The organism is Methyloversatilis universalis EHg5, assembly GCF_000378945.1.
GTDB lineage: Bacteria > Pseudomonadota > Gammaproteobacteria > Burkholderiales > Rhodocyclaceae > Methyloversatilis > Methyloversatilis universalis_A.
In genome coordinates this window covers 2,957,182-2,983,965 of the sequence record NZ_KB900539.1, presented here as the reverse complement: position 1 = coordinate 2,983,965, position 26,784 = coordinate 2,957,182, and the positions used below count along the sequence as shown (strand labels likewise).

The 26,784-nt window shown below is 65.9% G+C and carries 28 protein-coding genes; 23 read left to right on the top strand and 5 right to left on the bottom strand.

Translation table 11 applies throughout. The features are described 5' to 3' along the window. The first annotated feature begins 133 nt into the window (after positions 1-133). Complete coding sequence (locus METUNV2_RS0113695; protein ID WP_018230036.1) at positions 134-1,774, top strand: methyl-accepting chemotaxis protein; 1,641 nt, start codon at positions 134-136, stop codon at positions 1,772-1,774. Between the two features lie 154 nt (positions 1,775-1,928). Here the strand turns inward: METUNV2_RS0113695 and METUNV2_RS0113690 are convergent, their stop codons facing one another. Next, positions 1,929-2,729 carry a glycine zipper 2TM domain-containing protein gene (locus tag METUNV2_RS0113690; protein ID WP_018230035.1) on the bottom strand — a complete coding sequence of 267 codons (801 nt, stop codon included), beginning with the start codon at positions 2,727-2,729 and terminating at the stop codon, positions 1,929-1,931. 227 nt (positions 2,730-2,956) lie between these two features. Here METUNV2_RS0113690 and flhA point away from each other — a divergent pair, with 227 nt between their 5' ends. Genes flhA through METUNV2_RS19900 form a run of 7 tightly spaced genes read left to right on the top strand, consistent with a single transcriptional unit; the run spans position 2,957 to position 10,243 of the window. After that, positions 2,957-5,068: a flagellar biosynthesis protein FlhA gene (flhA, locus tag METUNV2_RS0113685; RefSeq protein ID WP_018230034.1), complete on the top strand. Its 2,112-nt coding sequence runs from the start codon at positions 2,957-2,959 to the stop codon at positions 5,066-5,068. Then, positions 5,065-6,567: a flagellar biosynthesis protein FlhF gene (gene flhF, locus METUNV2_RS0113680; protein WP_018230033.1), complete on the top strand. Its 1,503-nt coding sequence runs from the start codon at positions 5,065-5,067 to the stop codon at positions 6,565-6,567. Before flhA ends, flhF begins: the two co-directional genes overlap by 4 nt. Beyond that, positions 6,560-7,447, top strand: a complete 888-nt coding sequence (locus METUNV2_RS0113675; protein ID WP_018230032.1) for a MinD/ParA family ATP-binding protein — start codon at positions 6,560-6,562, stop codon at positions 7,445-7,447. Before flhF ends, METUNV2_RS0113675 begins: the two co-directional genes overlap by 8 nt. 32 nt (positions 7,448-7,479) lie before the next feature. Continuing rightward, entirely contained in the window at positions 7,480-8,196 is a 717-nt protein-coding gene (locus METUNV2_RS0113670) for an RNA polymerase sigma factor FliA (protein WP_008062399.1), read from the top strand. A gap of 10 nt (positions 8,197-8,206) precedes the next feature. Further along, the gene (locus METUNV2_RS0113665) at positions 8,207-8,965 is read left to right on the top strand and encodes a flagellar motor protein (RefSeq protein WP_018230031.1); all 759 of its coding nucleotides are present in this window, start codon (positions 8,207-8,209) and stop codon (positions 8,963-8,965) included. A 5-nt stretch (positions 8,966-8,970) separates the two neighbouring features. Further along, positions 8,971-9,801: a flagellar motor protein MotB gene (locus METUNV2_RS0113660; protein WP_018230030.1), complete on the top strand. Its 831-nt coding sequence runs from the start codon at positions 8,971-8,973 to the stop codon at positions 9,799-9,801. Positions 9,802-9,844: 43 nt separating this feature from the next. Continuing rightward, on the top strand, positions 9,845-10,243 hold the full coding sequence (locus tag METUNV2_RS19900; protein ID WP_018230029.1) for a hypothetical protein: 399 nt from the start codon (positions 9,845-9,847) through the stop codon (positions 10,241-10,243). Positions 10,244-10,454: 211 nt separating this feature from the next. On the opposite strand, the gene METUNV2_RS0113650 is transcribed toward METUNV2_RS19900, so the two are convergent. The 3 genes from METUNV2_RS0113650 to flgA all read right to left on the bottom strand — a co-directional run bounded on the left by METUNV2_RS0113650 (position 10,455) and on the right by flgA (position 12,099). Beyond that, positions 10,455-10,949 (bottom strand): flagella synthesis protein FlgN, encoded by a 495-nt coding sequence (locus tag METUNV2_RS0113650; protein WP_018230028.1) that lies wholly within the window; start codon positions 10,947-10,949, stop codon positions 10,455-10,457. Further along, positions 10,949-11,263, bottom strand: a complete 315-nt coding sequence (gene flgM / locus METUNV2_RS0113645; protein WP_026188160.1) for a flagellar biosynthesis anti-sigma factor FlgM — start codon at positions 11,261-11,263, stop codon at positions 10,949-10,951. Before flgM ends, METUNV2_RS0113650 begins: the two co-directional genes overlap by 1 nt. Positions 11,264-11,418: 155 nt before the next feature. After that, complete coding sequence (flgA, locus tag METUNV2_RS0113640) at positions 11,419-12,099, bottom strand: flagellar basal body P-ring formation chaperone FlgA (RefSeq protein ID WP_018230025.1); 681 nt, start codon at positions 12,097-12,099, stop codon at positions 11,419-11,421. A 323-nt stretch (positions 12,100-12,422) separates the two neighbouring features. Between flgA and flgB the strand changes: the two genes are divergently transcribed. The 9 genes from flgB to flgJ all read left to right on the top strand — a co-directional run bounded on the left by flgB (position 12,423) and on the right by flgJ (position 19,619). Further along, complete coding sequence (flgB, locus tag METUNV2_RS0113635; RefSeq protein ID WP_026188159.1) at positions 12,423-12,839, top strand: flagellar basal body rod protein FlgB; 417 nt, start codon at positions 12,423-12,425, stop codon at positions 12,837-12,839. Positions 12,840-12,850: 11 nt separating this feature from the next. Further along, the gene (gene flgC, locus METUNV2_RS0113630; RefSeq protein WP_008062436.1) at positions 12,851-13,264 is read left to right on the top strand and encodes a flagellar basal body rod protein FlgC; all 414 of its coding nucleotides are present in this window, start codon (positions 12,851-12,853) and stop codon (positions 13,262-13,264) included. Positions 13,265-13,274: 10 nt separating this feature from the next. Then, complete coding sequence (locus METUNV2_RS0113625) at positions 13,275-13,952, top strand: flagellar hook assembly protein FlgD (protein WP_018230023.1); 678 nt, start codon at positions 13,275-13,277, stop codon at positions 13,950-13,952. Between the two features lie 14 nt (positions 13,953-13,966). Then, positions 13,967-15,184, top strand: a complete 1,218-nt coding sequence (gene flgE / locus METUNV2_RS0113620) for a flagellar hook protein FlgE (protein ID WP_018230022.1) — start codon at positions 13,967-13,969, stop codon at positions 15,182-15,184. Positions 15,185-15,203: 19 nt separating this feature from the next. Continuing rightward, the gene (gene flgF / locus METUNV2_RS0113615; protein ID WP_018230021.1) at positions 15,204-15,944 is read left to right on the top strand and encodes a flagellar basal-body rod protein FlgF; all 741 of its coding nucleotides are present in this window, start codon (positions 15,204-15,206) and stop codon (positions 15,942-15,944) included. A gap of 18 nt (positions 15,945-15,962) precedes the next feature. Further along, positions 15,963-16,745, top strand: coding sequence for a flagellar basal-body rod protein FlgG (gene flgG / locus METUNV2_RS0113610; protein ID WP_018230020.1), 783 nt, complete (start codon positions 15,963-15,965; stop codon positions 16,743-16,745). A 20-nt stretch (positions 16,746-16,765) separates the two neighbouring features. Further along, on the top strand, positions 16,766-17,464 hold the full coding sequence (locus METUNV2_RS0113605; RefSeq protein ID WP_018230019.1) for a flagellar basal body L-ring protein FlgH: 699 nt from the start codon (positions 16,766-16,768) through the stop codon (positions 17,462-17,464). A 90-nt stretch (positions 17,465-17,554) separates the two neighbouring features. Continuing rightward, entirely contained in the window at positions 17,555-18,652 is a 1,098-nt protein-coding gene (locus METUNV2_RS0113600; protein ID WP_018230018.1) for a flagellar basal body P-ring protein FlgI, read from the top strand. 1 nt (position 18,653) lies between these two features. Continuing rightward, complete coding sequence (flgJ, locus tag METUNV2_RS0113595; RefSeq protein WP_018230017.1) at positions 18,654-19,619, top strand: flagellar assembly peptidoglycan hydrolase FlgJ; 966 nt, start codon at positions 18,654-18,656, stop codon at positions 19,617-19,619. Here the strand turns inward: flgJ and METUNV2_RS0113590 are convergent. Beyond that, positions 19,611-20,114 carry a hypothetical protein gene (locus tag METUNV2_RS0113590; protein ID WP_051081978.1) on the bottom strand — a complete coding sequence of 168 codons (504 nt, stop codon included), beginning with the start codon at positions 20,112-20,114 and terminating at the stop codon, positions 19,611-19,613. The two genes, flgJ and METUNV2_RS0113590, sit on opposite strands and share 9 nt — an antisense overlap. 96 nt (positions 20,115-20,210) lie before the next feature. On the opposite strand from METUNV2_RS0113590, the gene flgK reads away from it, so the two are divergent. The 6 genes from flgK to METUNV2_RS0113560 all read left to right on the top strand — a co-directional run bounded on the left by flgK (position 20,211) and on the right by METUNV2_RS0113560 (position 26,773). Further along, positions 20,211-22,154 carry a flagellar hook-associated protein FlgK gene (gene flgK / locus METUNV2_RS0113585; RefSeq protein ID WP_018230015.1) on the top strand — a complete coding sequence of 648 codons (1,944 nt, stop codon included), beginning with the start codon at positions 20,211-20,213 and terminating at the stop codon, positions 22,152-22,154. Positions 22,155-22,165: 11 nt separating this feature from the next. Further along, positions 22,166-23,458 (top strand): flagellar hook-associated protein FlgL, encoded by a 1,293-nt coding sequence (flgL, locus tag METUNV2_RS0113580; protein WP_018230014.1) that lies wholly within the window; start codon positions 22,166-22,168, stop codon positions 23,456-23,458. Between the two features lie 2 nt (positions 23,459-23,460). Next, positions 23,461-23,916, top strand: coding sequence for a hypothetical protein (locus tag METUNV2_RS0113575; RefSeq protein WP_018230013.1), 456 nt, complete (start codon positions 23,461-23,463; stop codon positions 23,914-23,916). 59 nt (positions 23,917-23,975) lie between these two features. Then, complete coding sequence (locus METUNV2_RS0113570; protein ID WP_026188156.1) at positions 23,976-25,133, top strand: MFS transporter; 1,158 nt, start codon at positions 23,976-23,978, stop codon at positions 25,131-25,133. A gap of 69 nt (positions 25,134-25,202) precedes the next feature. Further along, positions 25,203-26,609 carry a 3-isopropylmalate dehydratase large subunit gene (gene leuC / locus METUNV2_RS0113565; protein ID WP_018230011.1) on the top strand — a complete coding sequence of 469 codons (1,407 nt, stop codon included), beginning with the start codon at positions 25,203-25,205 and terminating at the stop codon, positions 26,607-26,609. Positions 26,610-26,650: 41 nt separating this feature from the next. After that, positions 26,651-26,773, top strand: a complete 123-nt coding sequence (locus METUNV2_RS0113560; RefSeq protein WP_018230010.1) for an entericidin A/B family lipoprotein — start codon at positions 26,651-26,653, stop codon at positions 26,771-26,773. The last annotated feature ends 11 nt before the right edge of the window (positions 26,774-26,784 follow it).

Here is a 26,784-nt window from a genome sequence, read left to right as displayed (position 1 = left end):
GCGAGTAAGCCCGGACGCTGTCTGAGTTTCAGTTTTTTGCTGCAGCGCGCTCAAGTCCTGGACGTGCGAGCCGTTCAGTACTACCAGCTGCTGTACCTCGTTGGCTGCATGAAGGTTACTTCCCGGAGAAATTATGAAGAACCTCAGTATCTCGACGCGTCTGGCCATCGGTTTCGGCCTGATTGCGGTCATCTTTACACTCGTAGCCGCTTTCATCGCGGTGCGCGCGTCCGGCATGGCCGAACTGGCGCGTGACATCGATGAGCGCACCCAGCCTGAAGTCGAGGCGATCGCCGACCTCAATGCCGCCGTTCAGCGCGTGCGGGTCGACCTGCGCAGCGGCATCATCGAAACCGGCGATGCCGAAATCGACAAGGTGCGTACCCTGCTCAAGGAAAGCTACGCCGAGCTGGACGCCGCGAACACCAGACTGGCGGCACTGGTTGCCAATGGTGCCGGCACCGATGGCGAAGAAACCAAGGCCATGGCCCGTCTGACCGAAAGCCTGGTCACCTTCCGCCGCATTTCCGATCAGGTTGCCGACCACGCCTTCTCAAACCGGAATCAGGACGCCAATGTGCTGCTGCACACGGCGCACGCGCCGGCGGCGGCGGCCATCAACGCTTCGACCCGTGAAATGAGGGAGCTGACCCGTGCCCGCAACAGCACGGCGCTCGAGGCGATGAAGAACGACACCGCCAGCCTGAAGCAGGTGGTCATCGTGGCGGGCGGGCTGGTGATCGCCATCGCTTTCGGCGTGTGGTTCGCCATCACCCGCAGCGTGGGCAGTCAGCTGGCCCAGGCGCTGGCCGCGGTGAAGCGGATCTCTGCCGGCGACCTGACCCAGGATGTGCGTGCCGAGGGCAACAGCGAACTGGCTCAGTTGCTGCGCGAAGTGCAGTCCATGCAGAACGCGCTGCGCAACATGGTGCGCGCAATCGGGGAGGCGACCGGCAAGCTGGGGCAGTCTGCCCAGCACCTGTCCGGCGCGACCCAGCAGGTGCGTGCGTCGGCCGACAGCCAGGCTGAACTGGCCGCTTCTATGGCGGCTTCGCTGGAAGAAATGTCGACCTCGATCACTCATGTCAGCGAACTGAGCGCTGAAGCGAGTTCCGAATCCGGCGTCGCCGGCCGCCATGCCTCGAATGGCGCAAACGACATCGGGCGCATGGTCGAGCAGATCCGCGAAGTGACCGAGCGCATCGAACAGGGCGCGCAGCGTGCCGAGGCGCTGGGCAGCGAAGTGGCCCACATCACCAGCATCGTGCATGTGATCCGCGACGTGGCCGATCAGACCAATCTGCTCGCGCTCAACGCCGCCATCGAAGCCGCCCGCGCCGGTGAAATGGGTCGTGGCTTCGCGGTGGTGGCCGACGAGGTGCGCAAGCTGGCCGAACAGTCCGGCCGCTCGGCGAAGGAAATCGCTGAAATGGTGGGGCGCATCCAGTCCGGTGCCAGCGACGTGGCCAGCCAGATGCAGGCCACGGTGCAGCGGGTGCATGAAGGTTTGCAGACCGCGGAACAGGGACGGGTGAAGGTACTCGACATCGACGTTCATTCTCAGCGCGTGGTGCACACCATCACCGAGGTGTCCGGCGGACTGAAGGAACAGGCGATCGCCAGTCAGGATCTGGCGCAGCGGGTCGAGCAGATCGTGCAGATCGTGGAAGAGAACGCCGGCGCAGCCGCGTCGGTGGCCGAATCGGCCAACGAGCTGGCCGCTCTGTCCGGCCAGCTGGGTGACCAGGTGAGCCGCTTCCGCGTCGCCGGCTGAGGCCAGCAGGGCGCTCGAGCCTGACCGTTGTATCAGGGAGAGGCCGCAGCCCGGGAAGCCGGTGCTGCGGCCTGTTCATTTCCGAGCGTCAAAAAAACGGGCACCGCCCGGTGCCCGAGGCGCTTCTTCCGAAAGGGGCGGCAAGAAAGCGGTGTCAGTAGCCCGCCGCTACCAGACTGCCGCCCTGCAGCCGCACCCGGTCGCCGGTGCGCCACGACGGCGCACTGTCCATCGCCACCGTACGGTACTCGCCGTTTTCCATCCGTACGCCCACTTCCCAGCGTGACACGGTGCGCTGGGTCTTTTCGACCTGGTGGCCGGCGTAGGCGCCACCAGCGATGCCGATCAGCGTGGCGATGGTGCGGCCACTGCCCTTGCCCACCTGGTTGCCGAGCAGGCCACCGACCACGCCGCCGGCAGCCGCGCCCAGACCGCTGGGGTCGGCCGGCGCCTTCACTTCGCGTACCGATTCGATCTGACCGCAGTCGGCACACAGCGGCGCCGGCGCACGCTCGGCTACCGGTGGCGGCGGCGGCATGGCAGCGCCCGGCGCCGGGGCGGGAATCACGTCAATGCCCGGGTCGTAGCGTCGGTCAGCCACCTTGATGGTTTGAGGCGTTTCTTCGCTACGGGTGACCGTGTCCGAGTGATGCACCGCCGGTTTGCTATGCACGCGCTTTTCCGTGGCGGGTTTGCGGGGTGCGCTGTCCGGGGCGGTTGCGACCGGGGCGGTTTCCGGCGCCGGTGTGGCTGCGGCGACCGGTGCCGCCGGGGCGGCTGGTGTCGCGAGCGGCGCGGCGGCGGTGGCGACCACGGCCGGTTCGGCCGGCCGCGTGTCGAAGGCGCCGGTCAGTTTCGCGATGCCGACCGCGCTGAAGGCGGTCACCGATACCGCGGCCACCCACAGAGCGGGGTGAAGCGAACGGGTGGGTACGGTGCTGGCCTGGGTATTCATCTGTTTCTCCTCACGGGGTGAGCGCCGTCCTTCCAGGGCGGTCGCCTGACAGTAACGCATGTCCGGAGGCCGGAATCCGACCGCCTTTTGTAAGGCCGTTTTGCGCTTCGTAACAGCGTGAGTGCGGGTGGAGGCGGCTGGCGCACCGCTCCGATGCGTCCAATAGCCGGGTAAAACCCCGCTTCTTTTCGGGGTTTGATTGACGTCGCCTGCGCTGAAATGTCGTCATGGCTTCGTCCCTTTCGCTCCGTCAGGCAATCGGCTCACCGAACATCCGGCAGATGGCCGCGCCGCTGCTCATCGTCCTCATCCTGTCGATGATGGTGCTGCCGCTGCCGACCTTCGTGCTGGACGTGTTCTTCACGTTCAACATCGCGATGTCGGTGATGGTGATGCTGGTGGCGCTGTACACGACGAGGGCGCTCGATTTCTCGGTGTTTCCGACGGTTCTTCTGGTAACCACGCTGCTGCGCCTGTCGCTCAACGTGGCGTCCACCCGGGTGGTGCTGCTGGAAGGACATACCGGCCCGGACGCGGCCGGCAAGGTGATCGAGGCGTTCGGCCACTTCCTGGTCGGCGGCAACTACGCGGTCGGCATCATCGTGTTCGTCATCCTGACCGTCATCAACTTCGTGGTGGTGACCAAGGGTGCTGGCCGGATCGCTGAAGTGGGCGCGCGCTTCACGCTGGACGCCATGCCCGGCAAGCAGATGGCGATCGACGCCGATCTGAACGCCGGCCTGATCGGTGAGGACGAGGCGCGCCGCCGCCGCCGCGAAATCGCCGACGAAGCCGATTTCTACGGTTCGATGGACGGTGCGTCCAAGTTCGTGCGCGGCGATGCGGTGGCCGGCATCCTCATCCTGCTGATCAATATGATCGGCGGCATGCTGATCGGCATCATGGAACACGACATGAGCGCCGGTCAGGCCGCCAAGTCCTACGTGATGCTGACCATCGGCGACGGCCTGGTGGCGCAGATTCCGGCGCTGGTCATTTCCATCGCCGCCGGTCTGGTGGTGTCGCGCGTCGGCAGCGAAGGCGACGTGGGCGGTCAGGTAATCAGCCAGCTGTTCGGCAATCCGCGGGTGCTGGCCATTTCCGGCGGCATTCTGGCGATGATGGGCATGATTCCGGGCATGCCCAACTTCGTGTTCCTGCTGATGGCGGGCGGCCTGGGCTATCTGGCCTGGCGCGGTGTGCAGCAGCAGGCAGCGCCGAAGGCACGCGAGGCGGTTGATCGAGCGGCTGCGGAAAAGGCGGCAGCCGCGCAGGCGGTGGTGCCGCCGGAGCAGCAGGAAGCAGCGTGGAGCGATGTGGTGCCGGTCGACACGCTGGGTCTGGAAGTGGGCTACCGGCTGATTCCGCTGGTTGATCGCGGCCAGGACGGCGAACTGCTGAAGCGCATCCGTGGCCTGCGCAAGAAATTCGCGGCCGAGGTCGGCTTCCTGACCGCGCCGGTGCACATCCGCGACAACCTCGAACTGAAGCCCAACGGCTACCGCATCACGCTGAAGGGCGTGGAGGTGGGCAGCGGCGAGGCCTACCCGGGCAGCCTGATGGCGATCAACCCGGGCCGTGTGGCCGGAGCTCTGCCAGGGCGCGAAGCGCGCGATCCGGCCTTCGGACTGCCTGCGGTATGGATCGAGCAGGGCCTGCGCGAACAGGCGCATGCACTGGGCTATACCGTGGTCGATGCCTCTACCGTCATCGCCACTCATCTGAACCACCTCATCCTGACCCATGCCTCGGAACTGTTCGGCCGCCAGGAAGCGCAGTCGCTGCTGGAACATCTGAGCAAGGATCAGCCCAAGCTGGTCGAGGATCTGGTACCCAAGGCGCTGCCGCTGTCGGTGGTGCAGCGCGTGCTGCAAAGTCTGCTGGAAGAGAGCGTGGCCATCCGCGACATGCGCTCCATCATCGAAACGCTGGCCGAATTCGCACCGCGTACCCAGGATCCGCTGGAACTCACCACCCGCGTTCGCATGGCGCTGGGCCGTGCCATCGTGCAGCAGCTGTTCCCGGGCAGCAGCGACGTGCAGGTCATGGTGCTCGATCCGAGCCTGGAGCGTCTGCTCGGCCAGGCACTGGGCGGTGGCGGCGACGGTTCGGTGATCGAACCCGGTCTGGCCGACACGCTGATGAACGAAGTCGCCCGCAGCGCGCAGAACCAGGAAGAGATGGGGCTGCCGGCGGTACTGCTGGTGCCGGCGCCGCTGCGCTGGCTGCTGTCGCGCTTCCTGCGCCGTGCGGTACCCAGCCTCAAGGTGCTGGCCAATTCCGAAGTTCCTGAATCCCGGACCATCAAGGTCACTGCTGTCATCGGAGTCAAATCATGACGCCTCGCAAATATCTGGCTGCCACCGCTCGCGACGCCCTGCGCCGCATCAAGGAAGATCTCGGCCCCGACGCCATCGTGCTGTCGAACCGCCCGGTCGAGGGTGGCGTGGAAATACTCGCGCTGCCGGCCAATGCGCTCGAGGCGATGACCGCACCGGCGAAGAAGCCGGCCGCGCCGCCGCCGGTGGCAGCACCGTCTCCGGTGCGCGCGATGCAGCCGATGCCCGATGCCGACGATGATTTCGAGGTCACGCTGTCCAGCAGCCTGGCATCGCGTCGCGCAGCGCCCGCTCCGGAGCTGCGCGAGGACGTGCGTGCGCCCAAGCCCTGGCAGCCCTACCGCCCGCGTCCGGCGACGCCGGCCGAACTGCGTGACATGGCGCGTTCGCGCCAGCAGGAGGCGCCGGCCAACGAACAGCTCGAAGTCCATGCCGACGTGCCGATGCGTCGTCCGGCGGTTGAACCCGAGCCGGCGCCGCGCCGCGCCGCGCCGCCGGCCGCTGCGGTGCAGCCGGCAGGGCGTGCGCCCGATCTGGATCCCGCACTGCGCGAGGAACTGGGCAGCATCCGCCGCATGCTCGAGCAGCAGCTGGCTGGCTTCGCCTGGGGCGAAATGTCGCGCACCTCGCCGATCAAGACTTCGCTGGCTGCCGAAATGCTCGAATCCGGCTTCAGTGCGGTCACCACCTATCGCCTGCTCGACCAGCTCGCCACGTCCGATTCGCTGGCCGCCGCGCGCAACGAACTGCGCACGCTGATCGGCCGCGACCTGATCACGCTCAATTCCGACGCTGACATCATCGACCGCGGTGGCGTCTATGCACTGGTCGGCCCGACCGGCGTCGGCAAGACCACCAGCACCGCCAAGCTGGCCGCCCGCTGCGTGGTGCGCCACGGTGCCGACAAGGTGGCGCTGCTTACCACCGACGGCTACCGGATCGGCGCGCACGAACAGCTGCGCATCTACGGCCGCATCCTCGGCGTGCCGGTGCATGCAGTGCGCGATGCCTCCGATCTGCGCCGCATGCTGGTCGAACTGCGCGACAAGCACATGGTGCTGATCGACACCGTCGGCATGAGCCAGCGTGACCGTGCGGTGGCCGAACAGATCGCCATGCTGTCCTCCAGCGGCGATGTGCGTCGCCTGCTGCTGCTCAATTCGGTCGCCCGCGCCGATGCGCTGGACGACGTGGTACGTGCCTACTCGGCACCGAATGGCGGTGCCGACCTGGCCGGCGCCATCATCAGCAAGGTGGACGAGTCGGTCACGCTGGGCCCGGTGCTGGACGTGCTGATGCGCCACCAGCTGCCGCTGTACTACGTGGCCAACGGCCAGCGTGTGCCGGAAGACCTGCACCTGCCCAACCGCGCATATCTGATGCACCGTGCGCTGCGTGCCGCTGGCGAAGAGTCGTCGCAGCATCTGAGCCCGCAGGACGCCGGCCTGCTGATGGCAGCATCCCGTCGCGATCTGCGCAGCGAGGTGAGCCGTGGCTGATCTGATGCATGATCAGGCTGCCGGCCTGCGCGCGCTGTTCCGCCGTTTCCCGACCCAGCGGGTTGCCTTTGCCGGTGCCATGCCGGGCGCAGGCAGCACCTCTCTGGCAGTGGCCACCGCCATCGAAGCTGCCCGCAACGGCCTGCGGGTGACGCTGATCGACGAGCACCAGGGCGCCGGTTCGGCCATTGCCCGGCTCGGTCTGACTTCGCGTATCGATCTGCTGCAGGCGCTGAACCGCGACGCGCCGCTGTCGGCGGTGCGCATCGCCTCCCAGCATGGCGTGGCAGTGGTGCCGGCGGCCCGGCTGGCGTCGTCGTCGCGCCAGCTGAACCGGCTGCAGACCGAGGCGCTGGACGATGCGCTGATCGAACTGACCCGAGATACCGAACTGCTGGTGATCGACTGCGCGGTGGAAGAAGGACTGCTGTCGGCGCTGGCGCGTCGCGCCGACCGGTTGGCAGTGGTGACCGCCGCCTCCGGCGCCAGCATTACCGCGGCCTATGCGCTGATCAAGCGGCATCTGGCCGGGGCCACGCCGGTCGGTGCCGGCCATGTCTGCCCGGTGCACGTCGGCGTGAGCCGCGCACGCTCGGTGGCCGATGCCCGTCAGGCCTTCGCCAGCCTGAACGGCGTGGTGAGCGAACACCTGGGTTCCGCGTTGCACTGGCTGGGCTGCCTGCCGGTCGGCTATCAGCGACCGGTGTTCTCGGTGGCTGGCGACGATGCGCTCAAGATCGGCCGCGATCTTGCCGAAAAGCTCTTCGTGACCCGCGAAGCGGACAAAACCGGTATGTTGTCGGCCCTGAACGAACCGCGCGCGGATCACCGCAGCGACCGGGGAGGGCGTGCAGGCGAGCTTCCGGCCCGCGTGGCCTGACTGCACGGCGACCCGCAGCAGAGGACAGAATCATGTACACCGCATCCGGAACACTGGACCGCGACCAGCTCGCCAAACACTACGCGCCACTGGTCAAGCGCATCGCCTATCACCTGATGGCCAAGCTGCCGGCCAGCGTGCAGGTCGAGGACATCATCCAGAACGGCATGCTGGGCCTGCTCGACGCGATGAGCCGCTACGAGGAAGGGCTGGGCGCGCAGTTCGAAACCTATGCCGTGCAGCGCATCCGCGGCGCCATGCTGGATGGCCTGCGCGAGAACGACTGGCTGCCGCGCAGTCTGCGCCGCGACATGCGCCGCATCGAATCCGCCATTCATACGCTGGAACAGCAGAAGGGCCGGCAGCCGACTGAAGGCGAACTGGCCGAGTCGCTGGGCATGCCGCTGGGCGAATACCAGAAGATGCTGCAGGAGGCGCGCGGCTACCAGCTGGTGTATTTCGAAGACTTCACCGACGGTGACGACGACGATTACCTCGACCGCCACAGCGTGGGCACCGAAGACCTCGATCCGCTGGAGCGCCTGCTCGACAAGAACATGCGCGACGTGCTGGTGAAGGCGATCGGTGATCTGCCGGAGCGCGAAAAGACGGTGATGGGCCTGTACTACGAGGAAGACCTGAACCTGCGCGAAATCGGCGAAATCCTCGGCGTGTCCGAATCGCGCGTCTGCCAGCTGCACAGCCAGGCCATCGCCCGCCTGCGCAGCCGCATCGCCGCCCGCGGCTGAGCGCTCACCCGTGCGCGCGGACCGCATCAGCATTGCCGGCCTTCTGCTCGGGCTGGCCGCCATCATGGTGGGCCAGGTGCTGGAGGGCGGCAGCCTGTCGTCCCTGTTCCAGCCGGCAGCCTTCGTCATCGTGATCGGTGGCACCCTGGGCGCGACCATGCTGCAGACCCGCTACCCGATCTTCATCCGCGGCATGCGCATGGGCAGCTGGGCCTTTGCCGCGCCAGGGGTGTCGCCGGAAAGCTTGATCCGCAAGCTGGTGGCCTGGTCGCATCTGGCTCGCCGCGACGGCGTGCTGGCGCTGGAAAGGCAGATGGGGAGTGAAACCGATCCGTTCTTCCAGAAAGCGGTGCAGTTGCTGATCGATGGCGCGGATGCCAATCGGCTGCGCGATGTGATGGAAGTCGAACTGACCACCTACGAGAACACGCTGCGTCAGGCCGCCCGGGTATGGGATTCGGCCGCGGGCTACGCGCCGACCGTGGGCATCATGGGTGCGGTGCTGGGCCTGATCCACGTGATGGAAAACCTCGGTGATCCGACCCGTCTGGGTGCCGGCATCGCCACCGCCTTCGTCGCCACCATCTATGGCGTGGGCAGCGCCAATCTGATTTTCCTGCCGATAGGCCGCAAGCTGCAGACCCATGTGTCGCAGCTCATCATGATGCGCGAACTGTTCATCGACGGCCTGGCGTCCATCGCCAACGGCGACAACCCGCGTATCGTCGAAAGCCGCCTGCTCGGCTACGTGGCGAAGATTCCGGACTGAGCGCGATGCGTCGCAAGCGCCGCTACGTTCCGGACTCGGACGAGAATCACGACCGCTGGCTGGTGTCCTACGCCGATCTGGTGACGTTGCTGTTCGCCTTCTTCGTCGTCATGTACGCGATTTCCCAGGTCAATGAAGGCAAGTACCGGGTGCTGAGCGCCTCGCTGAACAGTGCCTTCGCCGCCAAGGACGGCGTACAGCTGATCGAACTGCCGACCGTAGCGGCACCGCGCAGCGCTCTGCAGGTGGAACTGGAACAGCTGCGTCAGGCGCGCGCCGCGCAGAAGGACAAGGAGCGACGGGAACGTGCGCAGCGCACAATGAGCGAACTGACCGAGGCCCTGTCGGCGCTGACCCGCGAAGGTCAGGCCACGGTGACCGACGGCGCGCTCGGCATCACGGTGGATCTTGACGCCACTTTCCTGTTCGGTCGCGGCCAGACCGCGCTTGAACCGGCGGCGCGCGACATCATCGCGGCCATCGCGGGTGTGCTGCTCTACACCGACTATCCGCTGGTGATCGAAGGACATACCGACAATCTGCAGCCGGCGCCGGGTGCGCTGTCCAACTGGGCCATTTCGGCGCTGCGTGCTGCAGCGGTGACCCAGGTGTTCGAGGAACAGGGCGTGATACCGGCAAGGCTGACTGCGGCAGGTCTTGCCGATCAGCGGCCGATTGCCGGCAACGACAGCGAACAGGGGCGGGCGAAGAACCGTCGCGTGTCGATACGTATCGAAACCTATTCGAACGATCGTGCTGCGCTGAATGGCAAGCCGGCGAACGGGCCGGTCGATGTGCCGGAAGGCGCGCTCGGTTCCAGCTTCCCCAGACTCTGATTCGCCGCTGCGTGCCGTCGTGCGTCAGTCGCGCCGGGCGGCCATGCTGCGAAGCCAGACCCGAATACAACGCCGGTACCGTGCCCGGCAGCAGCCGGTCGGCAATAAGCTTCTGAGGGTCGTCCAGAGATTCGTACAGCTGGCCCGCCGTTTCGGTGATATTTTCCATTGCGACCAGCCGGTTGCGTACGACGTCTACCCGGCGCTGTATCTGCTGCATCGCATCCAGACGGACGGTCGGTCGCGGGTCCATTCCAGGCCGGTCGGCCATCAGCGCACCCGTGGCCTCGCGGTAGCGCTCCCCGCGCACCTGCTGGAAAGGTGTGAGCGACAGGCGCTGTTCGACCTCCGACAGCTGGGCCTGCAGATCGTCCCGTACGCCGCCCGGGCCATCGCTACCCCGCAGTTCGCCCCGCAGACCGCGTGCCGGTCGTTCGGCTGACGGACCCCGGCGACCTTCTTCGCCTTCAGGGGGGGCTTGCGGCGCAGGCGGCAAGAATCAGTGCGAGTACCGGCAGTGCGGCAAGGCGGGGTGGGTACATCGGAATGTCCGCGTCATGGCGAAATGCGCACGATGCAGCGCTGCGGCGAACACGGTGTGTCGCCGCGTCAAGCCCGGCTTCGGAAATTCAAGCGGTGGTTTCGGGCGCGCGTCAGGCGCTGCCGAAGGAACGTCGGCTGGTGAGCGTGCTGGACTGCCCGTCCGGGCCGTAGGTCGAGGCCTGTTCGGCAGCAGACATCAGCACCGCCAGAGCCTGCTGGCTGGATGTCATCTGTGCGCGGATCATTTCGCCATTCGCCTGATTGGCGTCGTGCGCTTCGCGTGCGAGCGTCAGGAGGTCGGCGAAAGGCTGACGGCAGGCGGCCCACTCAGGCCCGCTTGCGAACAGCGTGTCGATTTCCGCCTTGGCCGGCTGCGCACCGGCACGTGCTATCAGCGCGCCACGCGCGTCACCCAGCTGGGCCAGGCGGGCATAGGCTTCCGATTTACGTGCTGCAAGCATCGGCAGAACGTCGATGTCACCGCTCTCGAGCGCTGCACGCTCGGCACGCAAATGACCGAGGGCCACGCGCAGTGTCGCGGCTTCCTCGGTCATCAGGGCGGACAGCCGCGCGGCGATCTGCGCGGCCAGTTCTGCAGACAGCATCAGGTCGCCGGGCGGGCGTTCAGCATCTGGCGCACGCTTTCGATCAGGCTGTCGGCCACGCGATCCGCGTTCACTTTGAAGCGTCCGTCGGAGATGGCCTGCTTGATTTCATCCACGCGTGCGCTGTCGACCACCGGCACATTGGAGATGGTGGCTTCCAGTTCCCGCAGACGGGAAGAGGTGCCCGAAATGTCGATCTGCGCGCCGGAGGCCGAAGCGGCCGACGTAGCGGAGGTCGAGCTGCTGCTGGAGCTGCTGCGCGCGGCCGAAGACGGCGCGGGGCCCAGCGGTTTTCCAGTTCCGTCGATTTTCACGATGAACCCTTTCTGAATACGTTCGAATCGTATTACGACCTGGCCCTGAAAAAACTTTAGAACTTTTTGTAGGGAGTCGTCTTACATCGATGCTTCATCGTGACTATATCAAGCGTTGGCGCGGCTCCACGAGGAATTACTTGCCGGTCCCGGGCTCAGTACATCACCTCGACGATGCCGCCCGGTCGTGCTATGCCGCTGACCACCTGACCGCTGCCGGTGCGGACCTGAACCGTCTGCCCTGCCTGGGCGGTGCCCAGCGCCTTGCCATCGTGGCTCACGGCAAAGCCGCTGCCGCGCGCGATCAGCTTCACGACTTGCCCCTGCTGTACCGCCGGCGGCGCGCGCAGCCAGTCGGCACGCAGCGGCTGACCGGCACCGATGGCCACCTGGACTGACTGGCCGACCGCCTGCTGGGCATCGATGATCATGTTGGGCGGCAGCTCGGTCAGGTCGCCACGCATGAAGGCGTAGTCGCCGTCCGCGATCACCTGCCCGCGCCCCAGAGCCCGTGCGGCCACCAGGTATTCGCCTTCGACCCTGACCCGCGATGGAATATAGATGGTCCAGTTCGCGCCCTGGGTACAGCGCACGCCCACATTGATGCGTCCCCAGGCACGGCTGCCGGGCGGCAGGAAGGTTTCGTGCGCACTGCAGGCGCCGAGCGCCAGACGTGCATCCGGCTGGCCGACCTCGATGACCGCCTTGCCCGGCACGCCGGCGGTCTGTGCGATCAGGAAGCGGCTGACGCTGGCGCGCAGTGTGTCGGCGCTCAGTTGCGCGGACGCAGCCGTGCACACGAAGGAGAGGAGGAGGGCGGCAAGCCAGCGGAGCATGGGCGGATCTCGTCGAACGGTCGGACAGGGTTGCATTCATTGCAGCACGGATCGCCAGTGCGCGGTACCCGGAATAGCCATCCAAGCCCGGCCTTGTTCCGGCCGGTTGCCGGCAGGCTGCCGGTCCGGTTCATTGCCTTGGCGGCAAACCCTTTCCAGCAGCCGGTTTGAACAGCAGACACATGTTTGCCGCGGCAAAGCTTGCCGGCGAAAGACGGCAGAAGCGGCGGAAAGAAGGGGTAGCGGTCGTCCTTTTTTGCCGTTTCCGGCTGCCGCTTCCCGCTTAAAGTCCCTGGCACGATAGCTGCAATGGATGGCCCATCATGCCGACTCCGCTCGACCGCCTTCTCGATCTTCCGCAAGCCGCTCTTGGCGTGCGTGCCGCGCGCCAGCAGCAGCTGGCGTCGAACATCGCCAACGCCGACACGCCGCACTACAAGGCGCGCGATCTCGATTTCAAGAGCGCGCTGGAAAGCGCGATGGGCGGCAAGGCCGGCGCGGGTGGTCCGGTGGAACTGGCCCGCACCTCCGGCCGCCATCTTGATGCGAAGGGCACGGGCGGCGCCTTTGAACAGTCGATGAAGTACCGCACCGAAACCCAGTCCAGCGTCGATGGCAACACCGTGGACATGGACGTCGAGCGCTCCGCCTTCGCCGAGAACTCGGTGCAGTACGAAGCGCTGCTCACCTTCATCAGCGGCCGGCTGCGCACCATGCAGCAGGCCGTCCAGGGCCAGTAAGGAGACTGATCATGGCAGGCAATATGTTCAACGTTTTCGGCATCGCCGGCTCTGCGCTGACCGCGCAGTCGGTGCGCCTGAACACCACGTCGAGCAATCTGGCCAACGCCGATTCGGTCGCTTCCGCCGACGGACGGCCCTATCGCGCCAAGCAGGTGGTGTTCGAAGTGAAGCCTTTCGCCGAAGGCGGCGAAGCGCAGGGCGTACGCGTGACCCAGATCGTCGAGAGCGCGGCACCGATGCGCACGACGTTCGACCCCAACAATCCGGCTGCCGACGCGCAGGGCTATGTACAGATGCCCAACGTCAATGTGGTGGAGGAGATGGTGAACATGATTTCAGCGTCCCGCTCCTACCAGACCAACGCGGAAATGATGAATACCGCGAAGCAGCTGATGCTCAAGACCCTCACCATCGGACAGTAAGGAGATCGCCATGGCCGTCAATCCCGTCAATGGCTCGTCCAGCACGGACCCCTACAGCTCGCTCAACGGCAGCAAGACCGACAAGACCTCGGAACTGGATGCGGCGCAGAACCGCTTCCTGATGCTGCTGACCACCCAGCTGAAAATGCAGGATCCGCTCAGCCCGATGGACAACGCGCAGGTCACGTCCCAGCTGGCCCAGATCAGTACGGTCGATGGCATCACCAAGCTCAACGGTACGCTGGAACAGATGATGGCCAGTTCGACCGGGGCTCAGCAGCTGCAGGCGGCGGCGCTGGTCGGCCATGCGGTGCTGATCGAAGGCTCGGCACTGAAGCTGGTCGAGGGCCAGTCCATGGGCGGCGTCGAGCTGGCCGGTCCGGCCGATCAGGTGACGGTCACGATCAAGGGCGCCAACGGCGTGGTGGTACGCGAGGTCAACCTTGGAGATCAGGACGGCGGTGTCGTGCAGTTCGCATGGGACGGCAAGGACAACGCTGGCACGCCGGTTGCTCAGGATGGTTCGTACTCCTTCACCGTGAAGGCGGTGCAGAAGGGCAAGACGGTGACCAGCACGCCACTCGAACTGGCGGTGGTCAGCAGTGTGGAACGCAGTGGCGGCAACGTCCGCCTGAACGTCGGCCAGCAGGGGCTGGTCGCGATCGACGACATCAAGCAGATCTACTGATCGGGAGTTGAATCATGGCCTTCCAGCAAGGACTTTCCGGACTGAACATTGCCTCCAAGGCGCTCGACGCGATCAGCAACAACGTCGCGAACTCGACCACCGTGGGCTTCAAGCAGTCGCAGGCACAATTTGCCGACATCTACGCGACCACGCTGGGTGGCGGCACGTCGTCCCAGATCGGTATCGGTGCCCGCGTCAACGGCGTGGCCCAGCAGTTCTCCCAGGGCAACATCACCGTGACCAGCAACCCGCTGGACATTGCCATCAACGGTGAAGGCTTCTTCCGGATGAGCAATAACGGCGATGTGCTGTACTCGCGCAACGGCCAGTTCAACGTCGACAAGAACGGCTATATCGTCAATGGCTCCGGCTATCGCCTGACCGGCTACGGCACCGATGCCAACGCCAACATCGTGGTGACCTCGCCGATCGATCTGCGCATCGATACCGCGCTGACCGGTGCCAGCCCGAGCTCCACCACGCAGGCCAACCTGGCGGTCAATCTCGATTCCCGTCTGTCGCCACCGGCGACCACGCCGTTCTCGACCGCCGACACGTCGAGCTTTTCGTACTCGACTTCGCTGACTGCCTACGATTCGCTCGGCAATCCGCATGTGATGTCGATGTATTTCGTGAAGTCGGCAACCGCCAACCAGTGGGATGTACACACTTCTCTGGATGGCGGTGCCGCGACTGCCGCGACCACGCTCACTTTCAATTCCAACGGCGGTCTGGTCGGGCCGACCTCGGTGGCCCAGTCCTTCGCCGTGGGCACCGGCGCCACCACGCCGCTTGCGTTCAATCTGGACCTGACCGGTTCCACTCAGTACGGCACCACCTTCAGCGTGAATTCGGTGGCGCAGGACGGTTACACCTCGGGTCGTCTGTCCGGTCTGACCGTATCGCCGGAAGGCATCATCCAGGGGCGCTACACCAATGGTCAGTCCCGCAATCTGGGTCAGGTGGTGCTGGCCAGCTTCCAGAACCCGGATGGCATGGTCCAGCTCGGCAGCAATGCCTGGGCCGAAACCTCCTTCTCCGGTCCGCCGGCAGTCGGTGCACCGGGCACTGGCAACCGCGGTGGACTGCAGCCGGGCGCCGTGGAAGATTCCAACGTCGACCTGACCGCCGAACTGGTGAACATGATCACGCAGCAGCGCGCCTACCAGGCCAACGCGCAATCGATCAAGACCCAGGACCAGATCCTGCAGACGCTGGTCAACCTGCGCTGACGCGCACTGAGGAACTGCCATGGACCGCGTGATCTATACAGCGATGGCCGGCGCGAAATGGACGATGGAGCGTCAGGCATCCGTTGCCCACAATCTCGCCAACGCGTCGACCACCGGCTATCGCGCAGAGGAACATCGGTTGCGTGCGGTACCGGTAAAAAGCGAAGCCATGCCGTCTCGGGCCTTCGTGGTCGATGCCAGCGTCAAGAACGACTACACGCCGGGCGTGCTGCAGCAGACCGGCCGCACCTACGACATGGCCGTTCAGGGCAAGGGCTGGTTCGCGCTGGCCATGCCCGATGGCAGCGAGGCCTACACCCGCAACGGTCATTTCCAGATCAGCCCGACCGGCGTTCTTCAGAACGCCAACGGGCTGACGGTGCAGGGCGAAACCGGCCCGATCACGATTCCGCCGGATACCGAAGTCACGCTGGGTTCCGACGGCACGCTGTCGACCGTACAGCGCACCGGTGGCGTGAATCAGGTCAATCCGGTCGGCCGGCTCAAGCTGGTCGATCCGTCCGAGAACACGCTCAAGCGGGGTGACGACGGCCTGTTCCGCGTCACGACGCCAGGCCCTGCACCGCAGGCACAGAACGTGCGTGTGGTGGGTGGCTTTCTCGAAGGCAGCAACGTGAATGTGGTCGATCAGGTGGTGGCGATGATTTCGCTGGCCCGCCAGTTCGAAATGCAGACCAAGATGCTGCAGACCGCGGAACGTAACGACCAGGCTGCATCCCAGGTTCTGGGCAACAACTGACAACCGGAGTAACCGATCATGATTCGCTCGCTGTGGATTGCCCGCACCGGCATGGATGCACATCAGACTCAGCTCGATGTCATCACCAACAACCTGGCGAACGTCAGCACCAACGGTTTCAAGCGCGCCCGCGCCGTGTTCGAAGACATGCTGTACCAGACCATGCGCCAGCCGGGCGCGCTGAATACGCAGCAGAACACGATTCCGTCCGGCCTGCAGATCGGTACCGGCGTACGACCGGTGGCCACCGAGCGCATCCACACCCAGGGCAATATCCAGCAGACCGGCGGCACGCTGGATGTGGCCATCCAGGGTGAAGGCTTTTTCCAGATCCAGATGCCGGACGGCACGCTGTCCTACACCCGTGACGGCGCCTTCCAGAAGGACGCGCAGGGTGTGATGGTGACGTCCAGCGGCTTTCCGGTTCAGCCGCAGATCACCATTCCGGCTGATGCGCAGTCGGTCACCATCGGCCGTGATGGCGTGGTGAGCGTGCTGCAGCCGGGTCAGGCTGCGCCGACCCAGATCGGCCAGCTGCAGCTCGCGACTTTCGTCAATGCTGGCGGTCTGCAGAGCATGGGCGAGAACCTGTTCGTCGAGACCGCTTCCAGCGGCACTCCGACGCCGAACACCCCGGGCACCAACGGTGCCGGCCTGCTCAACCAGGGCTTCGTCGAAACGTCGAACGTGAATGTGGTGGAAGAGCTGGTGAGCATGATCCAGACCCAGCGTGCCTACGAAATCAACTCGCGCGCGATCCAGACCTCGGACCAGATGCTGGCCCGCCTGACCCAGCTCTGATCGCAACTGCGGAGACCGACATGAACTCACGTCACCTCCATCTTGCCGCCCGCTGCGCAGGTTTTGCCGCGGTGCTGATCGCTGCGGCAATGCTTGCCGGCTGCGTCACGACCACGCCGCCAACTGCGGTTCATCAGCCGATGACGATCCGCCCCGAGCCGCGCCCGCAGTATCAGACCAATGCCGGCGCCATCTATCAGCCGGGTGCCGTTCGCCCGCTGTTCGAGGACCGCCGCGCCCGCATGATCGGTGACACGCTCGTGATCAATATCAGCGAGCGTACCCAGGCCGCGAAGAAGGCCTCCAGCTCGGCCGACCGCACGCAGGAGATCACGACCGGCGTGCCCACGATCAGCGGCCTGCCGTTCAAGAGCGCCCAGGGCATCGACATTTCGGCCAAGGGCGAGAACAAGTTTGCTGGCAAGGGTGCGTCGTCGGCTGACAACAACTTCACCGGCACCATCACGGTCACCGTGATCGAAGTGCTGCCGAACGGCAATCTGCTGGTGTCCGGCGAGAAGAAGGTGGCGATCAATCAGGGCGACGAGTTCATCCGCTTTTCCGGCGTCGTGAATCCGACCCAGGTCACCGCTTCGAACACGGTGTCGTCGACCCAGGTGGCCGATGCGCGCATCGAGTACCGCGCCAGCGGCTACATCGACGACGCTCAGGTGATGGGCTGGCTGGGCCGCTTCTTCCTGAGCTTCCTGCCGCTGTAACAGGTATTCGGGCCTCTTTTCCGGCCATCGCCGGGTGCCGCCGCCACGTATAACGGAGGCAGTGCATACCGGCCCCGAGGGCGTATCGACATGAAGCGCATCCTTTCACTCCTGTTGCTGGTCCTGCTGGTCAGCCCGGTCGCGCAGGCCGAGCGCATCAAGGACCTGGCGTCGATTTCCGGCGTGCGCAACAACCAGCTGGTCGGCTACGGTCTGGTGGTCGGCCTGGACGGCTCAGGTGACCAGACCACGCAGACGCCGTTCACGGTGCAGAGCGTGATCAACATGCTGGGCAATATGGGCGTGACGCTGCCACCCGGTCAGAACCTGCAGCTGAAGAACGTGGCCGCAGTCATGGTGACCGCCAGCCTGCCGCCGTTCGCGCGCCCGGGTCAGGGCATGGATGTGACCGTATCGTCGATGGGCAATGCCAAGAGCCTGCGCGGCGGCACGCTGGTCATGACCCCGCTGAAGGGCGCTGACGGCCAGGTCTATGGCATCGCGCAGGGCAATGTGGTGGTGGGCGGTGCCGGCGCGTCGGCCGGCGGCTCTTCGGTCACCATCAACCATCTGTCGGTCGGCCGCATTGCCGGTGGCGCCACGGTCGAACGTGCGGTGCCGTCGGCGGTGGGCGAGGGCGATTTCGTTCATCTGGAAACGCATACCACCGATTTCGGTACCACCCAGCGCATGGTCGATGCGATCAACGCCAGCGCCGGCCAGGGCACTGCGGTGGCGGTGGACGCACGGCGCATACAGCTGCGCGCGCCGACCGACCCGAGCCAGCGCGTGGCCTTCATGAGCCGCATCGAGAATCTGGACGTGACGCCGGCGCAGCAGGCGGCCAAGGTGATCGTCAATTCGCGCACCGGGTCGGTGGTGATGAATCAGGCGGTGACGCTGGACACCTGCGCGGTGGCCCACGGCAATCTTTCGGTCACGGTCAGTTCCGATCCGGTCATCAGCCAGCCGGCGCCGCTGTCCGGTGGCCAGACCGTCGTGGCCGAGCGCAACCAGATCGACATCAAGCAGGACGGCGGCGCGCTGATGAATGTGAAGAAGGGCGCCAACCTTGCCGAGGTGGTGAAGGCGCTGAACGCGCTGGGCGCCAATCCGCAGGACCTCATCATCATCCTGCAGGCGATGAAGGCGGCCGGTGCGCTGCGCGCCGAGCTGGAAATCATCTGAGATGGACAATCCGGCGCTCAATTCGCTGGCCTCCGACGTACGCGGGCTGGACACGCTGCGTCGCGCCGCACGCGACAATTCGCCGGAGGCGCTGAAAGCCGCGGCCAAGCAGTTCGAGGCCATGTTCCTGCAGGTGGTGATCAAGTCGATGCGCGAGGCGTCCTACGGCGACGAGCTGTTCGGCGGGCAGGAAGGCAAGATGTTCCAGGACATGCTGGACCAGCAGTGGGCCCAGGTCATGACCGAGGGCGGCGGCACCGGGCTGGCCCGGGTGCTGGAGCGCCAGCTGTCGGCCAATTCACGCAGCGCCGATACCTCGATTACGCCGCCGCTCAAGCCGCTGTCCGAATCCGGGCTGTTCCAGGGGCTGCCGCAGATGCCGGCAGCGGCAAGGTCTGCCGCTCTACGGCAGAGTCTGCAGGCGGGCACCGCCAGCGTGGAGGACGTCGAGGCGGCCATTGCCGAACTGGCGCCGGCGCGCGGGCGCGACGTGCCGGAGCACGCGCGCGCCTTTGTCGAGCGGGTGTGGCCGGCCGCGCTGTCGGCCAGTCGCGCCACCGGCATTCCGGCGCAGTTCCTGGTGGCTCAGGCGGCGCTGGAAACCGGCTGGGGGCGCGCCGAACTGAGCGCGGCTGACGGCTCGCCCAGTCACAACCTGTTCAATATCAAGGCTGGCAGCAGCTGGCAGGGCGACACGGTGACGGTGTCGGCCAGCGAATACATCGACGGCCGCTGGGTGAAGCAGCCGGACGCCTTCCGCCGCTACGCCTCGTATGAAGAGAGCTTCGCCGACTACGCGCGGCTGCTGAAGAGCCAGCCGCGCTACGCCCCGGTGCTGGGGGCGCAGGATGCCGGCAGTTTTGCGCGCGGCCTGCAGCAGGCCGGCTATGCAACCGATCCGGCCTACGCCGACAAGCTGCAGCGCATCATCAACGGCCCCTTGCTGCGGGCTGCGCTGTCAGGCTGAGCGCGCGCCCGGCAGCAGCGCCAGACAGCGGGCGCGGATGGCGCTGGCCTGGCTGACCGCGCCGGCGTCGAGCAGCGCCTTTTCGCAGGCCAGCAGGGCACGTCGCAGACCGGCTTCGTCGGTGGCGTCACGCAGCAGCGGTTTGAGCGCATCGGTCTTGCCGCGCAGCGCGCGCTCCACGCTTTCCATCAGATAGAGCCGGGCCAGCGCCAGCGACTTGCGTTCGGCCGGCGCCGGGGCATCGGTGGCCGGTGTCAGCGCGAGCAGCTCCAGTTCGATCAAGCGGCGCAGGGCGGTACGACTTTCGGCATCGCCGGATGCCGGCCGGCCCAGGGCGGCAAGCAGGGCGGCAAAATCCTGCCGCCCGTCGGCGACGATGAGCAGTGCGCGCTCCAGCGGACCGAGTCCGTGCTTGCGCGCCACCATTTCGACGCGTCCTTCGGCGGTCTTGAAAGCCACGTCGGTGGCGGAAATTCGCAATTCCGGAACAAGCATGCGGCGATTGTCCGCGCGCACTGTGACGACAATAAAAAGGAGCTGGCAAAACTCTTGCTTTGATGGGTTCGGACAGTGCTGACGAGACGTCACATCATGGGAACCCAGCTCTACAACATCGGTATCACCGGACTTAACGCGGCCCAGGCCGCGCTGGTCACGACCGGTCACAACATTTCGAATGCCTCGACCGCTGGCTATACGCGCCAGCAGGTCATTCTCGGCACCAACGACCCGCAACTGACCGGTGGCGGCTATCTCGGCCAGGGCGCCCGGGTCGAGACCGTGCGTCGCATCTACAGCCAGTTCCTCACCGCCCAGGTGATGGAGGCGCGCACCCAGAGTGCTGAATACACCGCTTTTGGCGATCAGATCGGCGCGCTCGACAATCTGCTGGCGGACGCTCAGGCCGGCATGTCGCCGGCGATGTCGGACTTCTTCAACGCCATCCAGAGCGTGACCGCATCACCGTCTTCGCTGGCGGCCCGCCAGTCGGTCATTTCCGCCGCCCAGGCGATGACCGCGCGCTTCAATTCGCTGGATCTGCGCATGGACCAGGTCCGCGACCAGCTGAACGGCGAAATTTCCGGTGCAGTCGGTGAAATCAATCAGCTGGTCACCCAGATCGCCCGCTACAACGACCAGATTTCGGTGGCCCAGTCGGTCACCGGTACGAATCGTCTGGCCAACGACATGCTCGACGCGCGCGAACGGCTGATCAGCGAGCTGAACGACATCGTGCGCGTCACCCAGCTTCAGCAGTCCGACGGTTCGATCAATCTGTTCATCGGCAACGGTCAGCCGGTGGTGGTGGGCGGCAGCGCTTTCACCTTGACCGCCTCGCCCTCGGTCGAGGATGCCAGCCGCTCCGAAGTCACTTACACCGCGCCGGGCGGCACTGTGCTGCGACTGCAGGAAGACACGCTGAGCGGCGGCAAGCTGGGTGGCCTGCTGTCCTTCCGCCGCAATACGCTGGACGCCGCGCAGAATGCGCTTGGCCGCGTTGCGCTCGGCATGGCCGAACAGTTCAACGCACAGCATCAGCTCGGGCAGGATCTGAATGGCGCGCTCGGCACCCAGTTCTTCAACACGATGATCGGCTCTGCACTGCCGGCGAGCACCAACAGCACGGTGGCCGGGGCACAGATCAACGTCACCATCAGCGCCTCGTCGGACCTGACCACCAGCGACTACCGGCTGCGCTTCGACGGCAGCAATTACACCCTGACCCGGCTGTCGGACAACACCAGCTGGACTGCGGCCACGCTGGGCGGGCTTCCGCCGGCCGGCAGCCCGCAGGGCTTCACGCTGGATTCCGGCGCCACCACGATGGCGGCCGGCGACAGCTTCCTGATCCAGCCGACCCGCAATGGCGCGAGCGACATCCGCACCGTGCTGTCCGATCCGCGCATGCTGGCGGTGGCGATGCCGGTCAGCACCTCGGCGGCGCTGGCCAATACCGGCAGCGGCCGCATCAGCGCCGGCACCGTCACCTCGACCACCGGCCTGCCGCTGGGCGGCGCGATCACGCTGACCTACGACGCCACCACCAACAGTTTCAACGTGGTGGGCGGCCCGGGTGGCACGCTGGCGTACGACCCGACCACCGATTCGGCCGGCAAGACCTTCACCTTTGCCGGGCAGGGCGGATTCACCTTCGAACTGTCCGGCACGCCGCGCAACGGCGACACCTTCACCATCCAGGCCAATGCCAGTGGTCAGGGCGACAACCGCAACCTGCTCGCGATGGCTGCCCTGCAGGGCAGCAAGACGCTGGCCTCGGGCACCACCGGCTTCCAGGGCGCCTATGCGCAGATGGTGGCCGACATCGGTTCGCAGGCGCGTGAAGTCAAGGTGAATCAGGCGGCACAGACCGTGCTGCTGAACCGGGTGACCGAGTCGCAGCAGTCCTTGTCCGGCGTCAATCTCGATGAAGAAGCCGCCAATCTGCTCCGTTATCAGCAGGCCTACCAGGCCGCCGGCAAGATGATCGAACTGGCCAGCCGGCTGTTCGACACCGTGCTGCAACTCGGCGGCTGAGGAGAAGCGTGATGCGCATTTCGACCAATACCCTTTACGAGAGCGGCACCTCCGGGCTGCTGCGTCAGAGCACGGATCTGTTCAGGCTGCAGCAGCAGCTGTCTACCGGTCGTCGCGTGCTGGCTCCGTCGGACGATCCGGTGGCTTCAGCCCGTGCGCTCGAGATCGACCAGTCCAAGTCGATGAACGACCAGTACGCGCTGAACCGGCGCGACGCTACCAGCGCGCTCGGTTTCGCCGAGTCGCAGCTGGCGACCGCAGGCGAGCTGCTGGGCACGATACGGGAGCGGCTGGTGCAGGCGCGCAGTGCCGGTCTGGCCGATTCCGATCGCAAGGCGATCGCTATCGACATCCGCGCCATGTTTTCGGAAATGATGGGCATCGCGAATTCGCGCGATGCCTTCGGCGACTACCTGTTCAGCGGCTACAAGAGCACCACGCAGCCGTTCTCGGGCAGCGTCGAGGCGGGCGTGAGCTATGCCGGCGACGACGGCCAGCGCGAGGCGCAGGTGGCCAGCAACCGCCGGCTGCCGATCAGTGATTCGGGCAGCAGCGTGTTCATGCGGGTGCCCTCCGGCAACGGCAATTTCTCGCTGACCCCGGACCCGGCCAACCGTGGCACCGCCGTGCTGGACAGCGGTGGTGTGAGCGACATGAGCAAGTGGAGCGACCCGAACAACCCGGGCGATTTCGACATCGTGTTCGCGGTGTCAGGCGGCGTGACCACCTACGACATCATCGACAACAGCAGCGGCAATTCGCTGCTCACCGGTGCAGCACCCGGCGGCGCACCGCTGCCGCGCGTGTTCCAGAAGGGTGACACCATCACGCTGCGATCCAATGGCGGATCGGAGCCGCCGTTCGATTTCGGTGCCCGCTTCTCGATGACCGGTGCGCCGGCCAACGGTGACCGGGTGTCGATGAACATCAGCAGCGCACAGAGCGTGTTCGACACGATAGGCGACGTCATTCTGGCGCTGGAACAGCCGGCGTCCGGAGACGCCAATGCGCTGGCCAAGGTGAGCAATGCCATCGGCTCGGCCATGTCCAACATCGATCAGTCGACCGACAACCTGCTCACCGCGCGCGCGCGCATCGGCTCGCGCACCACCGAAGTGTCGGCACTCGACTCGCTGGGCGAGGACGTGAATCTGCAGTTCGAAACATCGCTGTCGAATCTGCGCGACCTGAATTACACCGAAGCGATCAGCAAGCTCACGCAGAACCTGTCCTACTTCCAGGCCGCCCAGCAGTCCTTCATGAAAGTGTCCGGCCTGTCGCTGTTCAACTACATCGGGGCCTGAGCATGAAAGCGCCACTGATCGCTGCCTGCATGCTGACTTTCGCAGCGGCGGGCTGTTCGACGCTGGACCGTTCGCTGCCCAGCAGCACCTCCAGCTTCATTCCGAACACCCAGCTGCGGCTGACGCCCGGCTACACCACGACGCCGGAAAAGCTCATCTACTTCGCCGGCGCCGCCTACATCGCCTATCTGGTGCTGGACCCGATGGCGCCGAACTGGGAGATCGAGGAAGCTAAACTGTCCGACGACACCTACTTCCTCGGCATGAAGAAGATGCGCACCCGCGCCGGCGGCGAGGGCGAGGCGCGCATGGTGTTCCGGCGCCGCGCCGAACAGCTGGCGCGCGCCGGCGGCTTTGCCGGCTACGACATCGTGAGCTACAGCGAAGGCATACAGTCCGACCTGATCGCGCAGCGCGTCGGCGAGGGCGTGGTACAGCTGCGTCGAGGCATGCAGTAAGTTCAGTGACCGGGCCGGTGCAGGGCGCCGAGGCCCGGTGCTGCGGTACACTGCCGCCGATGCCGCTCCCCTACTGGCGACTGTCCGCCTACTACCTTTTCTATTTCGCCTTCGTCGGCGCATTTTCTCCGTACTTCGGGCTCTACCTGTCGTCGATCGGCTTCTCCGCGGCCGACATCGCCATCGTCATGTCGCTGATGCAGGTGATGCGCATTCTGGCGCCCAGCCTGTGGGGCTGGTTGGCAGACCGGATCGGCGCCCGCACGCCCATCATCCGTGGCGCGGGCATGGCCAGCCTGGCCGGTTTCCTCATCTTCTTCAGCACCGAACAGTTCGTCGGCGTGTTCATCGCGATGGCGCTCATGTCTTTCTTCTGGAGCGCCTCGCTGCCGCTGGTCGAGGCACTGACGCTGGAACATCTGAAATCGAAGGTGGCCCGCTACGGCGCGATCCGCGTCTGGGGTTCGATCGGCTTCGTCATCACCGTGCTGCTGCTCGGCGAAATGCTGGACCGCACCGGTCTGCGCGCGGTGCTGTGGGCGTGCAGCCTGATCCTGGGCGGCATCTGCCTGTTCGCCTTCAGTCTGCCGGAGGCGCCGGAGCACGCCGACCGGCCGCGCGCCACCGAAGGCCTGCGCGACATCCTGCGCCGGCGGCCGGTGGCCGGGCTGTTCGGCGCGGCCTTTTTCATGAGCTGTGCGCACGGCGCGCTCTATGTCTTCTATTCCATCCATCTGGACGAGCACGGCTACAGCAAGAGCCTGATCGGCGCCTTATGGACGCTGGGCGTGCTGGCCGAGATCGCGGTTTTCCTGTGGATGCCTTCGCTGATGCGGCGCTTCTCGCTGCGCACCATGCTGCTGGCCGCGCTGTGTGCCGCGGTGCTGCGCTTCGCGGTGATCGGTTTCATGGTCGGCTCGCTGCCCTGGCTGCTGGCCGCTCAGCTGCTGCACGGCCTCACCTTCGGCGCCTTCCACGCCAGTTCGGTGGCGGCGCTGAACCAGTGGTTCGATGCCCGTCAGCAGGGTCGGGCGCAGGCGCTGTACGGCAGCGTGTCCTTCGGCGCCGGCGGCATGGTGGGCGGGCTGATCAGCGGCTGGCTGTGGGCACCGTTCGGCGGTGGCTGGGCGTTCGCGCTCAGTTCGGTGTTTGCGCTGGCCGGCTGTGTGCTGCTGGCGCGGCTGTGGCACCCGGACGAGGTGGTCCGCGCCGGCTGAGCAGGGCGGCCGGATGCTGCGCCGCAAGGTTATAATCCCCGGTTTCGCTGATCAGCCGGAATCGTTGCAATGGCGCAGACGCTTTACGACAAGCTGTGGTCAAGTCACGTGGTGCATACCGAAGAAGACGGTACCGCACTGCTCTACATCGACCGCCACCTGGTACATGAAGTGACCAGCCCGCAGGCCTTCGAAGGCCTGCGCATGGCCAACCGCACGCCCTGGCGCGTGGACTCCATCGTCGCCACGGCCGACCACAACGTGCCGACCGACCGCGCGGAACAGGGCATTGCTGACCCGACCTCGCGTGCCCAGGTCGAAACCCTGGATGCCAACATCCGTGCCTTCGGCGCACTGGCCTATTTCCCGTTCCGCGACAAGCGTCAGGGCATCGTGCATGTGATCGGCCCGGAAAACGGCGCCACGCTGCCCGGCATGACTGTCGTCTGCGGCGACTCGCACACCTCGACCCACGGCGCCTTCGGCTGTCTGGCGCACGGCATCGGCACCTCCGAGGTCGAGCACGTGATGGCGACCCAGTGCCTGCTGCAGAAGAAGTCGAAGTCCATGCTCATCCGCGTCGAGGGCGAACTGGGCAAGGGCGTCAGCGCCAAGGACATCGCGCTCTACTTCATCGGCGTCATCGGCACTGCCGGCGGCACAGGCTATGCGATCGAATTCGGTGGTTCGGCCATCCGCGGCCTGTCGATGGAAGGCCGCATGACCCTGTGCAATATGGCGATCGAGGGCGGTGCCCGCGCCGGCATGGTGGCGGTCGACAACACCACGATCGAATACCTGCGCGGCCGCCCCTTCTCGCCGCGCGCCGACCAGTGGGACCGCGCGGTCGAGTACTGGCGAACGCTGAAGTCGGACGAGGGCGCGCAGTTCGACCGCGTGGTCGACATCGACGCCCGCCGCATCCTGCCGCAGGTGACCTGGGGTACTTCGCCGGAAATGGTGACCGACGTGCGCGGCCAGGTGCCTGCGCCGGAAGATTTCGCCGATCCGGTCAAGCGCGAGGGCGTGGCCCGTGCGCTGCAGTACATGGGGCTCACCCCGCGCACGCCGATCGACCAGATCCGCATCGACAAGGTGTTCATCGGCTCCTGTACCAATTCGCGCATCGAGGATCTGCGTGCCGCCGCCCGCGTGGTCGAAGGCCGTCGCGTGGCCGACAACGTGAAGCTGGCGCTGGTGGTGCCGGGTTCCGGTCTGGTCAAGGCGCAGGCCGAGGCCGAAGGTCTGGACAAGGTGTTCAAGGCGGCCGGTTTCGAATGGCGCGAGCCGGGCTGTTCGATGTGTCTGGCGATGAACGCCGACCGGCTGGAGCCGGGCGAGCGTTGCGCCTCGACCTCGAACCGCAACTTCGAAGGTCGCCAGGGTGCGGGCGGACGCACCCATCTGGTCAGTCCGCAGATGGCAGCGGCGGCGGCGATCGCCGGCCGTTTCGCCGATGTGCGTGAAATCGTCTGAGTCGGTAAGCCACCGACATTCCGTTTGAGGAAGAGCAGAGCATGAAGCTGATTGCCGTGATCATGAGCGCGATGACCCTGATGCTGGCCGGTTGCAATACGGTCGAGGGCCTGGGCAAGGACATCAAGAAGGGTGGCGAAGCCATCGAGAAATCCGCGAAGTAAGCGGCGACATA

Coding starts and splice junctions, on each gene's coding strand:
- flgK (WP_018230015.1), top strand. CDS start 20,211: ATGGGAACCCAGCTCTACAACATCGGTATCACCGGACTTAACGCGGCC.
- flgA (WP_018230025.1), bottom strand. CDS start 12,099: ATGCTCCGCTGGCTTGCCGCCCTCCTCCTCTCCTTCGTGTGCACGGCT.
- flgG (WP_018230020.1), top strand. CDS start 15,963: ATGATTCGCTCGCTGTGGATTGCCCGCACCGGCATGGATGCACATCAG.
- METUNV2_RS0113605 (WP_018230019.1), top strand. CDS start 16,766: ATGAACTCACGTCACCTCCATCTTGCCGCCCGCTGCGCAGGTTTTGCC.
- METUNV2_RS0113625 (WP_018230023.1), top strand. CDS start 13,275: ATGGCCGTCAATCCCGTCAATGGCTCGTCCAGCACGGACCCCTACAGC.
- flgE (WP_018230022.1), top strand. CDS start 13,967: ATGGCCTTCCAGCAAGGACTTTCCGGACTGAACATTGCCTCCAAGGCG.
- flgL (WP_018230014.1), top strand. CDS start 22,166: ATGCGCATTTCGACCAATACCCTTTACGAGAGCGGCACCTCCGGGCTG.
- flgF (WP_018230021.1), top strand. CDS start 15,204: ATGGACCGCGTGATCTATACAGCGATGGCCGGCGCGAAATGGACGATG.
- METUNV2_RS0113560 (WP_018230010.1), top strand. CDS start 26,651: ATGAAGCTGATTGCCGTGATCATGAGCGCGATGACCCTGATGCTGGCC.
- leuC (WP_018230011.1), top strand. CDS start 25,203: ATGGCGCAGACGCTTTACGACAAGCTGTGGTCAAGTCACGTGGTGCAT.
- METUNV2_RS0113695 (WP_018230036.1), top strand. CDS start 134: ATGAAGAACCTCAGTATCTCGACGCGTCTGGCCATCGGTTTCGGCCTG.
- flhF (WP_018230033.1), top strand. CDS start 5,065: ATGACGCCTCGCAAATATCTGGCTGCCACCGCTCGCGACGCCCTGCGC.
- METUNV2_RS0113570 (WP_026188156.1), top strand. CDS start 23,976: ATGCCGCTCCCCTACTGGCGACTGTCCGCCTACTACCTTTTCTATTTC.
- flgB (WP_026188159.1), top strand. CDS start 12,423: ATGCCGACTCCGCTCGACCGCCTTCTCGATCTTCCGCAAGCCGCTCTT.
- flgC (WP_008062436.1), top strand. CDS start 12,851: ATGGCAGGCAATATGTTCAACGTTTTCGGCATCGCCGGCTCTGCGCTG.
- flhA (WP_018230034.1), top strand. CDS start 2,957: ATGGCTTCGTCCCTTTCGCTCCGTCAGGCAATCGGCTCACCGAACATC.
- METUNV2_RS0113660 (WP_018230030.1), top strand. CDS start 8,971: ATGCGTCGCAAGCGCCGCTACGTTCCGGACTCGGACGAGAATCACGAC.
- METUNV2_RS0113690 (WP_018230035.1), bottom strand. CDS start 2,729: ATGAATACCCAGGCCAGCACCGTACCCACCCGTTCGCTTCACCCCGCT.
- METUNV2_RS0113600 (WP_018230018.1), top strand. CDS start 17,555: ATGAAGCGCATCCTTTCACTCCTGTTGCTGGTCCTGCTGGTCAGCCCG.
- METUNV2_RS0113575 (WP_018230013.1), top strand. CDS start 23,461: ATGAAAGCGCCACTGATCGCTGCCTGCATGCTGACTTTCGCAGCGGCG.
- METUNV2_RS0113670 (WP_008062399.1), top strand. CDS start 7,480: ATGTACACCGCATCCGGAACACTGGACCGCGACCAGCTCGCCAAACAC.
- METUNV2_RS0113590 (WP_051081978.1), bottom strand. CDS start 20,114: ATGCTTGTTCCGGAATTGCGAATTTCCGCCACCGACGTGGCTTTCAAG.
- METUNV2_RS0113650 (WP_018230028.1), bottom strand. CDS start 10,949: ATGCTGTCTGCAGAACTGGCCGCGCAGATCGCCGCGCGGCTGTCCGCC.
- METUNV2_RS19900 (WP_018230029.1), top strand. CDS start 9,845: ATGCTGCGAAGCCAGACCCGAATACAACGCCGGTACCGTGCCCGGCAG.
- flgJ (WP_018230017.1), top strand. CDS start 18,654: ATGGACAATCCGGCGCTCAATTCGCTGGCCTCCGACGTACGCGGGCTG.